General features: G+C 44.8%; 8 protein-coding genes. 7 read left to right on the top strand and 1 reads right to left on the bottom strand.

What is annotated here, in order from left to right; all coding sequences use genetic code 11:
* Positions 1–580, top strand: a 580-nt coding sequence (locus tag AC06MN_RS14070; protein ID WP_475673005.1) for an HsdM family class I SAM-dependent methyltransferase, incomplete at its 5' end; no start/stop codon positions are given.
* A 216-nt stretch (positions 581–796) separates the two neighbouring features.
* Here AC06MN_RS14070 and AC06MN_RS14065 read toward each other — a convergent pair.
* Complete coding sequence (locus AC06MN_RS14065; RefSeq protein WP_475673004.1) at positions 797–1,177, bottom strand: DUF3276 family protein; 381 nt, start codon at positions 1,175–1,177, stop codon at positions 797–799.
* Between the two features lie 134 nt (positions 1,178–1,311).
* Here AC06MN_RS14065 and AC06MN_RS14060 point away from each other — a divergent pair, with 134 nt between their 5' ends.
* From AC06MN_RS14060 to AC06MN_RS14035, 6 genes are all read left to right on the top strand, one after another.
* Positions 1,312–2,130 carry an exonuclease domain-containing protein gene (locus tag AC06MN_RS14060; protein ID WP_475673003.1) on the top strand — a complete coding sequence of 273 codons (819 nt, stop codon included), beginning with the start codon at positions 1,312–1,314 and terminating at the stop codon, positions 2,128–2,130.
* A gap of 428 nt (positions 2,131–2,558) precedes the next feature.
* Positions 2,559–3,170: a fumarylacetoacetate hydrolase family protein gene (locus tag AC06MN_RS14055; protein WP_475673002.1), complete on the top strand. Its 612-nt coding sequence runs from the start codon at positions 2,559–2,561 to the stop codon at positions 3,168–3,170.
* Between the two features lie 336 nt (positions 3,171–3,506).
* The gene (locus tag AC06MN_RS14050; protein WP_475673001.1) at positions 3,507–3,824 is read left to right on the top strand and encodes a nucleotidyltransferase domain-containing protein; all 318 of its coding nucleotides are present in this window, start codon (positions 3,507–3,509) and stop codon (positions 3,822–3,824) included.
* The gene (locus AC06MN_RS14045; RefSeq protein ID WP_475673000.1) at positions 3,818–4,222 is read left to right on the top strand and encodes a HEPN domain-containing protein; all 405 of its coding nucleotides are present in this window, start codon (positions 3,818–3,820) and stop codon (positions 4,220–4,222) included. The genes AC06MN_RS14050 and AC06MN_RS14045 overlap by 7 nt, the downstream gene beginning before the upstream one ends.
* Before the next feature lie 148 nt (positions 4,223–4,370).
* Positions 4,371–6,578, top strand: a complete 2,208-nt coding sequence (locus AC06MN_RS14040; protein ID WP_475672999.1) for a TonB-dependent receptor domain-containing protein — start codon at positions 4,371–4,373, stop codon at positions 6,576–6,578.
* Positions 6,579–6,941: 363 nt separating this feature from the next.
* Complete coding sequence (locus tag AC06MN_RS14035; RefSeq protein WP_475672998.1) at positions 6,942–8,063, top strand: helix-turn-helix transcriptional regulator; 1,122 nt, start codon at positions 6,942–6,944, stop codon at positions 8,061–8,063.
* Positions 8,064–8,438: the final 375 nt, after the last annotated feature.

The raw sequence follows: 8,438 nt of genomic DNA, 5'->3' as shown, positions 1-8,438 counted from the left end.
CCTGCAACACATCAAGACGTTGCTAAAAGTAACTGGGCAGGCAGCCGTAGTTTTGCCAGATAACGTGTTGTTCGAAGGTGGAGCAGGTGAGGAGATTCGCAAGCAACTTATGAAAACTACAGAATTGCACACGATTTTGCGGTTGCCTACGGGCATTTTCTATGCAAATGGAGTGAAGGCAAATGTGTTGTTTTTCGATAATAAACCAGCAAGCAAGGAAGTGCAGACGAAGGATATTTGGATTTACGACTACCGTACAAATATTCATCATACGTTAAAAAAATCACCATTGACATTCGAAGATTTAGCAGACTTTATAAAATGCTATAATCCCGAAAACCGTCATTTGCGTACCGAGACTTGGAGCGAAGAAAATCCTGAGGGCCGTTGGCGCAAGTTTACCTACGACGAGGTGATAGCCCGTGATAAGACGAATCTCGATATATTCTGGTTGAAAGACAAAAGCCTGACCGACTTAGACAATCTTCCCGACCCAGACGAAATTGCAGCAGAGATTATTGACAATCTCGAGGAAGGCATCAATTGCTTCAAAAGACTATTTGAAGCAATTGGAGAATAAAAATGCACCTTCATTTTGCATCAAGAGTTGGAATCCCATTTTAGAACAAAGTAATTCGGTTTTTCAACTTACATCTTTCATCTTTCATCTTTCATTCCGGGTCTAAAAGTATATTATTGCCCTTGTTTTTGTTTGTGCCAACAGGTAAATGGTCCCCACAAAAAAGTTCGCGCCTCGTGGCACGACCTTCATTTTAATTTGTTAGTAACTAATTGATTAGGCTTCGCCGTTGTTCTTCTCCAGTTCGTCGAACCATTTGTCGATGGCGCTGTCAACAGGACTTTCGTTTTCGTTGCTGTTGTAGCGGACAGGTTCTTCGTTGTAGTCTTCAGGATATTCGCCAGTCTGGACGTAATGGATGGCATCGTTCAAGCCTTTGGCAACCTTTTCAAAGTCTTCCTTATAGAGGAAAATCTTGTGCTTCTCATACGTGAAACGGTTCTGGTCGTTGTCGAAGCGGCGCTTGCTTTCCGTTATGGTAATGTATTTTTCGTCACCTTTCGTTGTCTTAACATCAAAGAAATAAGTTCTCTTTCCTGCTCTGACTGCCTTTGAGAACAGTTCTTCCTTTTCATTCATTTCGTTTTCTTCCATCATGTCTTTCAATAATTTATGATCTTTCTAATGTGTTCTAATTGGTTTGAAAATCGGGCAAAAGTAAGAAAAAAATGAATAGCGCACGCTTTTATGTATTATTTTTGCGTCATTGAAATCAAACTTGAACATCTCTCATGGAACTGAACCTGAAACGCCCTTTGGCATTTTTCGACCTTGAAACGACAGGCCTGAACACCACGACGGACCGAATCGTGGAAATTAGCATATTGAAAATCAATGTAAACGGACAGGAAGAACAACGTTCCTGGCTTCTGAACCCCGAAATTCCGATTTCGAAAGAAGCCTCGGAAGTGACGGGCTACACCGATGAATTTGTGGCCGACAAACCCACTTTCCGCGAAAAGGCCAACGAAATCGCTCAGTTTATTGGCAATGCCGATTTGGCAGGCTACAACATCCTGAAATTCGATGTGCCGATTCTGGTCGAGGAGTTTTTGCGCGTGGACTACGATTTCGACATCAAAGGCCGCGACCTGATAGATGTGATGAACATTTTCATGAAGATGGAACCGCGCACTTTGAAGGGCGCTTACCGCTTTTTCTGTCATGCCGAACTGGAAGGCGCGCATGGTGCAGGTGCTGACACGAAAGCCACTTACGATGTGCTGAAAGCCATGCTCGACCATTACGATGGCGTTGAATATGAGGATGGTAAAGGCGTGAAGTCGCAGGGTCCGACCAACGACATGAAACAGCTTTCGGAGTTCTCGGCACATCACAAGAATGCCGACCTTTCGGGGCAGATCATCTATGACGACGAGGGCAAGGAAGTCTTCATGTTCGGCAAGCACAAAGGCAAGCGCGTGGAGGATGTCTTCCGTCAGGAGCCGCCGTATTATTCCTGGATTATGAACAACAGTTTCCCGCTTTATACCAAAAAGGTGGTCACTTCCATCAAGCTGCGCATGGGCGGAAAAAAGACGAAATTTTAGTTTTTTGGGGATTGCCTAACGGCAAGAAATGCTTTGCATTCAGCGTAGCTAAATCTTTGAAAAATTGACATCAAAAATCTATCAAAAATTGAAATTTTCAATTGAATGATTTTGAATAAAGATTTTTGAATGATTTCTCGGCGAAGCCGAATCCTTTTAAATAAGCAAAATGAGAAACTATAAAAAATGGAATTTTCAAATCAATATGCTGAAAGCAAGAATATGTTTTTGAATGATTTTGAATATGGATTTTTGAAAGATTTCTCGGCGAAGCCGAATCCTTTTAAATAAGCAAAATGAGAAACTATAAAAAGTGGAATTTTCAAATCAATATGCTGAAAGCAAGAATATGATTTTTGAATGATTTTGAATAAAGATTTTTGAATGATTTCTCGGCGAAGCCGAATCCTTTTTAAAATAAGAAAAAAATGAAAATCATCTGTATAGGACGAAATTATCTGGCTCATATCGAGGAACTTGACCGCGACTTGCCGACCAAGCCCTTGTTCTTCATGAAACCCGCTTCGGCGCTGCTGCTGCCGCACAATCCTTTTTTCTATCCCGATTTCTCGAAGGAAATCAACTACGAGACCGAACTGGTGCTGCGCATCTGCAAGCCGGGCCGTTCCATAGCGGAGAAATTCGCGCATAAATACTACGATGCCATTTCCGTCGGCATCGATTTCACGGCGCGTGACTTGCAGCGTGAGTGCATCGCCAAAGGCCATCCTTGGGAAATCGCCAAGTCGTTCGACAGTTCGGCGCCTATCGGCGAGTTTAGGAAAATCAGCGAGCTGCCCAATCCTGAAAGCATCAATTTCGGCATGAAGCTGAATGGCGAATGGGTGCAGCAGGGCAAGAGCAGCGATATGATTTTCGGTTTCGATAAAATCGTTTCCTACGTTTCGCAGTTCGTGATGCTCAAGGAAGGCGACTACATCTTCACGGGGACGCCGCGCGGCGTAGGTGAGGTGCATATCGGCGACAAACTGGAACTTTTCCTTGAAGGCGAAATGGTGTTTTGGTTTTGGGTGAAGTGAGGATTTTTTGGCTTTTAGCTGTTAGCCTTTAGCTTTTAGCTCGTGTGGGGCAGGGAGGAATGATTGTTGGTTTTTGGGTGAAGTGAGGGCTTTTTGGACTTTTAGCTCTTAGCCTTTAGCCATTGGCTTTTAGCCTGGCTTCGCCGCCGGTTGGGCTTGCGCCAGCCAAACTCGCGGCGAAGCCAAGCCAGAAGCCAACAGCCATTAGTTTTTAGCTCGTGTGGGGCTAGGAGGATTGGTTGTTGGGTTTTGCGTGAATGAGGAGTTTGAAGATTATTTGAATAAAAGATAAACAATGTCGTCGGATTTTTTTATTTTTGCGGCATCAACTTGAAAATGAATAGGGAAGAAATTATAGAAAGAATAAAAGAGGCTTCGCTGAAAGTGATTCCATCGGGCGGAAAGCTTTATTTGTATGGCTCGCAGGCTCGAGGTGATGCTCGCGAAGATTCCGATTGGGATTTGCTGATAGTGCTTGACAAGGACAATATAACCGAATCCGACCACGATGAGGTGTCGTACCCGTTTTTTGAATTGGGCTGGCTTCTTGATGTTGAAATCCATCCTTTCCTGATTTCGAAAAAAGAATGGGAGAGACGCAGTTTCACCATGTTTTATAAAAATGTAACAAAGGAACAAATTGCGTTATGTTAAATCCGGAAGAAAAGAAGGCTTTAATCACTTATAGAAGGCAAAAAGCCTGGGAAGTGCTGAACGAATCGAAGGAAATTGCCAAACTCAAGTTTTGGAATTTGACGGGAAACAGGTTGTATTATGCTGTTTTTCACATGGGAACGGCATTGCTGCTCGATAAGAATTTGAGTTCAAAAACACATTCTGGGTTGATTCATCTGTTAGGTTCGCAGTTCATTGCTGTCGGTTTGTTAGACAAATCGTATGGTCGCCTCATTTCAAGATTATATGAATTGCGTCAGTCGGGTGATTATGATGATATGTTTGATGCAACAGAGCAAGAGGTCATGCCTTATTTTGAAAAAGTTGAGTCTTTGCTTCATGAAATGGAATCGTTGATTTCGGAAGAAAATAAGTGATTTTTCCGTAGTCCAGTTCTACGCAATCCGTTGATTTTCATTGTCAATTCCGCTCCGTTTGAACGGATGTCTGTAGTACGCTTGACGGCTTGGTTTTCAAGCGTTTTTTCATTATACTTTTGCGGCGTCAATGCAAAACGAAAGTGATATGAAAACACGAAACCGATTTTTCCTGACCACTGTCTTTGCCGCCTTTTTTATGAGAGGTGTGGCGCAAGTGGTGACTAACGATTCCATTTCGATGGACAGTCTCAACCTTATCAATTTGCCCGAAATCACCATTGAGGAGAAGCGCCCGCTGTTCTCCGTCGAGGGCGAAAAGACCTTGTATAACGTTTCGGAAGACCCCACGGTGCAGGCGGGCACGGCTTCCGATGCCTTGCAGAATGCGCCGGGCGTTCACGTGGACGTGGAGGGCAATGTGACCCTGCGCGGCGCTTCGAGTGTGGAAATCTGGATTAACGACAGCCCTTCGCATCTCACCAAAGAGACTTTGAAGACTTACCTCCAAACCATGCCCGCCAATGCCATCGACAGGATTGAGGTCGTCAGCAATCCTTCGGCGCGTTATGCTACGCAGGCCGATGCAGTCATCAACATCGTGCTGAATGCGAAGTTGAAACGCAATGAGTTCGTGAGCTTTGGTCTGAATGTGGCTTCGGCGCCTTACCTGATGCCTTGGGCTTCGTATGTCTGGGCAAACGAAAAATGGACTTTTAATGCCTACGCCAGCACTTATTGGAGCAAGAGCGAAACCCGAAGCGTGTATGACAGGACACTTTATGCGGACGACGGCTCGCTTTCAAGCCGTACGCTAAACACGCAGTTGATGGCATCAAAGGATTTTGGCCCGTTTGCCTATCTTGATGCGGCTTGCAATATCGACTCGATGAATGTATTACGTGTGTCGGCCAATCTTAATACAGGCTTTTCCTCTACGCTGATTGAAAGCCATCGCAAAAGGAATGAATATATCTATCAACCAGGATTTTACGAGTACGATTTGCGTTTTCAGTCGGAAGACAACAAATATTTGGCAGGTTTTGGCAGCCTTTATTATCTGCATAAATTTGACAACAACGGACACAATGTTTCGGCAATGGTCGATGGTCAGCTCAGTTCGATGGGTTTCACTTTGTTTGGCGACAAGGACATGGTTTTGCCAGCCGTTTCGCACCGTCGGACAAGGAATTTTTACGATAGGGAAATGCCCTATATTTCGGCGCAGGTCAATTACAACCGACCCTATTCGAAAAACGGAACATTGAGTTTTGGCATTTTGTCGCATTTCGAAAAGGATGATTATGAGTTTACTTGGGACACGCTTTCCGATGGCGTGTATTATCCTGATTACCGGCATTTTTATCATGATGTTTCGCACGATGCAAGTCAGAGTGCTTACTTGTCGTTGCAGCATAGTTTCGGCAATTTTACTGTTCAGCCTGGCTTGCGTTTCACTTGGAATCATGTTCGGGTGGAATTGCCGGAAAGTCCTGATGGTGACTTGGCTAGAGATTATTGTAACTGGCTGCCGTCGCTGCATTTGTCGTACCGCACGCAATCGATGCACAATTTCAAGTTGAGTTATACGCGCCGTGTTTCCACTCCGACGGGCAAACAACTGACGCCGCGTAACTTGTATGACGAAGAGAGCTTTTCATCGGGCAATCCTTTCCTTGAACCGGTTTTCACCCATTCGCTTGAGGCGAATTGGACGAAATACTGGGACGATTTCGGCTCGGTTGGCGTGTCGGGCTATTACAAAGGCAAGTCAAACGAAATCAATTCGATAAACGAATCGGCTTACGATGGACTTTACGGAACGTTTGTCAGTTATAGCCATCCCGTCAATGTGGGACGTTCCTACAATGCCGGTGGCGAGGTGAATGTGACTTACCGCCCGAATGCGATGTTCAATCTGCGATTTTATGGCAATTTGTATGATTCTTATTTGGAGACGCAATACGGCGACATGCAGGAAAAGACCATCAGCGAAATGTGGTCGTACAGCCTGACGCTGAATCTTTGGACTAAACTGTGGAACCGGCTCGAGGTGCATTGCGCGGCGCGATATACGTCACCGGTCCAATTTCTTTTCGGACAACTTGATCCGAGTTACGCCATCGATTGCGGCATGAGGGCCGATTTCTTTGACCGCAGGCTTTCGGTTTTCGTCAATGGCAACGACATTTTCCATTGGGTCGGTTACGGACGGCATGAGGATAATCCTTCCCTTAGTTATCAAACCGAATCGACTTATCGGAGCAACTTCATTAGTGCGGGATTCACCTTGCGTTTTGGCAAAATGGAACTTGAAAACGAGGCCCGTCAAGGGAGCGAAAGTGCCGGTCAATGACGGAAAATGTCTGTAGTTTGTAAAGTTTTAAGTTGTTGATTTATAATTAAATGTGTTTTTGTGTATCTGTAAATGGCTGTAGTTTTGTTTCCGTTTGAAATACTTGAAACGATTTCGCGTTAATTTTGCGGAATGTTTAATATGTCAAGAATTAGTGAAATCGAAGATTCGACGTAGTCAATTAGAGAACTGGACGATGTGCAACGGAAGCTTTGTGCGTAAGCGCACTTTTGAATTGGAGATTCGAAACCATCAAGTAGTTCGATTCTTTTCTTCATGTGCGAAGCACCAACTTCAAATAGGTCTGTATCTGAATAATTCTCTCCTTCTCTAATTCTTGATAAAAAAGACAAAACTACAGTCATGCGCAACAATAATTCTTTGGTGATTTTGCTCTTGTTCGGAGCCTTGTTTTTCATCGTTTCCTGCGACGAAAGCAACCGCCGGATGATGATGGAGAAACGCCTTGCCGAAATCGAAACGAAGTTTGAGGATGGCGAAGACATTTCGCAGGACACATCGGTTTTCGAAGTGCAGCGTTATTTTTCCAAGCATTGTGATGATGCCGAAATGCAGGCCTTGTCATCCCTTTACAGCGGTTGCGCGTATTGGCAGCGTGGCGATTACGATTCGGCGGCGGTGGCCATCAACGAGGCTTTCTCCATTGCCGAAACATCGGGTAATGCCGCCTTGGTGGACAAAGTGAAGCAAACCGTCTCGACCTTATACACCGATTCGGCAAATCATGCTGCGGTCTTGGCTGATTTCAGAAATTCCAACAAATTGAATGGCAATGATTTCGCGGTTTTGGAACGCAATTACGGTGCCATGGGAAGACTTTTCGAAATGGCGGGCGAAATCGACAGTGCGCTTTATTATTACAATAAATGTGCGGTCTTGCAAAACGACTTTAACCACGCGCTGATTCGCAAGCAGCGTTGGGTCATAGTGCTTTCCTTGTCGCTTTTGGCAGCACTCTCGGTGATGCTTGCCGTGGTGATGAACCTGTCGAAAAAGCGAAAGAAAATGACCGAACTGAATGAGGAAATCATTGCCTTGCAGACGGAATATGAAGCCGTTTCGGAGACCACGAGAAACAATATGTTCCAAAAAGCGGAATTGATTTTCAAGGTGTTCCAACTCGGTGAGGCCAAGGAGAAAAACGTGGCTACCTATCAGAAACTGAAGGGGTTTGTCTGTGGTAAGAAAGCCGAAACAGCGTATGACGCCATTTTCAACGAATACCAGAAAACCTATCCCGATGTGGTGGAGGGCATTCGCAGCAAGTTCCCGACGCTTGCCGACTGGGAGTTTCGCATTTGCATCTTATCCATGATGCCGTTTTCGGTGCAGGAAGTTGCCGACATTCTAAAGGTTAGTCCCGACACGGTAGGGAAGGGGCGCACCAACATCCGCAAGAAAATCGGCATGACCGAGGCGCGGGGCAAAATCGCTGATTTCGTGCTTCAGAAGATTGCGGAATGAATGGATGGATTTGGAAACAAATCTTACATAAATCTTTTTCTTGTTCTTTCTTTTTTATATCCATGTCGGTGCGCCGTCGTCATCCTCGCGTAGGCGGGGAGGTCGCCCGACAACTTTCATCGTCAAGCCGATGACAGCTACTTGGGTGGAAGGATTTTAGGACGATTAGCTCAAGGCGGCTTGCCGCCATCATTGTCCAACGCGAAAGCAAAGATTTATGTTTTATTTTTGATAGCCTTAATTCCGCACACCTGTAATAGATTAAAAGGAATAAAATCCTGAGCAACAAAAAGTTGCCCAGGACATTGCCATGTCAGGATTTTCACCTATCTTAGTGGTAGAAAACAAAACAAGCAAAAGACTGACAGACATGGC

Source organism: Candidatus Limimorpha sp., from assembly GCF_056203535.1.
The sequence above is the reverse complement of the archived record's forward strand: the minus strand, read 5'-3'. Positions and strand labels throughout refer to the sequence as shown.